This is a genomic window from Alcanivorax sp. HI0044 (genome assembly GCF_001634945.1).
In genome coordinates, this window is record NZ_LWEZ01000726.1 from 1 (window position 1) to 1,529 (window position 1,529).

Annotated in this window: 1 protein-coding gene; it reads right to left on the reverse strand. The window is 57.6% G+C overall.

The window, feature by feature from the left end; genetic code table 11:
- Positions 1-115: 115 nt before the first annotated feature.
- A complete protein-coding gene (locus tag A3730_RS08715; RefSeq protein WP_063519021.1) occupies positions 116-1,048 on the reverse strand; it encodes an IS110 family transposase in 933 nt (310 codons plus the stop codon).
- Positions 1,049-1,529: the final 481 nt, after the last annotated feature.

Sequence of the window (1,529 nt, forward strand, 5' to 3'; positions counted from 1 at the left end):
TATAGTCTGGATTGGAAAAACAAAGACTGAATCCTGCCAGGGCAGGGCCGTCCGGCCCTGCCTGCCTTCGCACCGTTATCAACTGTAGGAGATTCTATGTTGTCCACCCCAGTCTTCATGAGGCAGGGGCCGGCTGATAGTCGGTGCCATTTTTCATAAGCGCGAAGGCGATACGAACCAGTTTGCGCGCCAGGATGACTAACGCTTGGGTAGTTGCCAGCCCTCGATCCAGATAAGCCTGATAGACCCCTGCCCAACGCTTGCTCCGGCGAGCGGCCATGGCCGCGCAGTAAAGCAGCCTGCGAGCTTCTGAGTCCCCTTTCTTGGTCAGTTTTCGCTTGCCGGTTTTGGTGCCTGAGTCTCTCACGTGAACGTCCATCCCCAGGAAGGCCACGAAGGCATCACTGTTCCTGAAGTCGCCCCTTAAGAAGGCCATGACCAGAGCGTAGGCGGTCAGATCGCCCACGCCCTCCAGGGCCTTGCACCGTTGCACCTGTTCGCTGAGCCCAGCGTCTCTTACCGTGTCGCGAAGGTGTTTCTGGATCTGTGCATCCAGCGTGTTGATCTGAGAGATCAACCTCTTCAAGCCCGCTTTGAGTAGCGGCTCTGCACCCAGGCTTTGCTGGATAATGGTTCGTGCCTTGACCAGTGCCGCACGGCGGCGCAGCAGGGTCTGCAGCGTCCGATACGCCTTGGGTGGCGGGCTCCAGCGGCGCAAGGCCCCTTTTTCATTTTGCAGATGGCGGGCAAGTAGCTGCGCATCAGAGGCGTCCGTTTTTGCGCGACCCCCTGTGCCCTTGCGGTAATGGTGGAGGCGAGAACCATCAATCACGTAGATGTGGTGGCCTTTACGGTGGGCCAGCTCAATGACATCCATGTGATAAGTGCCAGTGGCCTCGATGGCTATCTCGCAGAGGGAAGGCAGATCCTTGAGCCAAGCCCGAATGGCTTGGGGTGTGTTCTCAATGGAATAGGTCTGGCCCAGGAAATAGATGACCAACTCGGCCTTGGCCACGTCGATGCCGATAATGGAGGATTCTACTTGCATTGCCACTGAACAGCCCCTTGCGCTAGGTTACACATGCTTGTCGGGGCGCACCTGAACGCTGGCTTGCTAGGTATCGTCGGTCTGAGGTGCAACTCAGCCGATGGATTCTTTATCGGCGTATGAATAGGTGCGGGGTGGGGCCAAATCTCCTACCGTCTGTACCCTTGGGTCAGATGCTCCTTTGGTCCCTCCACCCCGGCAAGTCCTGCATGGTTGCAGGAAGAGCATTCAAACATACAAGTTCCCTTCCAGGGGACGAACCGCGCGCAGCGCGAAGGGCGTTCTGGGTATGGCAGAGCGGGGTGGATTTTTAGGGTACTGCTGCTTAGCGTTTTGCCACCTTCGTTCGCGCCCTCAACGGCGCTCCTGCAGCGGCTTTGTAGCAAGTGATGGATGTTGAAAGCGGAGAGTGAGTTTGCCTCGCCGCGGTTCCACGAAGGAGAGCACAATGGATCCGATTCTCGATTTTACCGGCAAGACG

What these genes read in the sequence shown, in the direction of transcription:
- A3730_RS08715 (WP_063519021.1), bottom strand. Translation starts at nt 1,048, where the DNA reads ATGCAAGTAGAATCCTCCATTATCGGCATCGACGTGGCCAAGGCCGAG.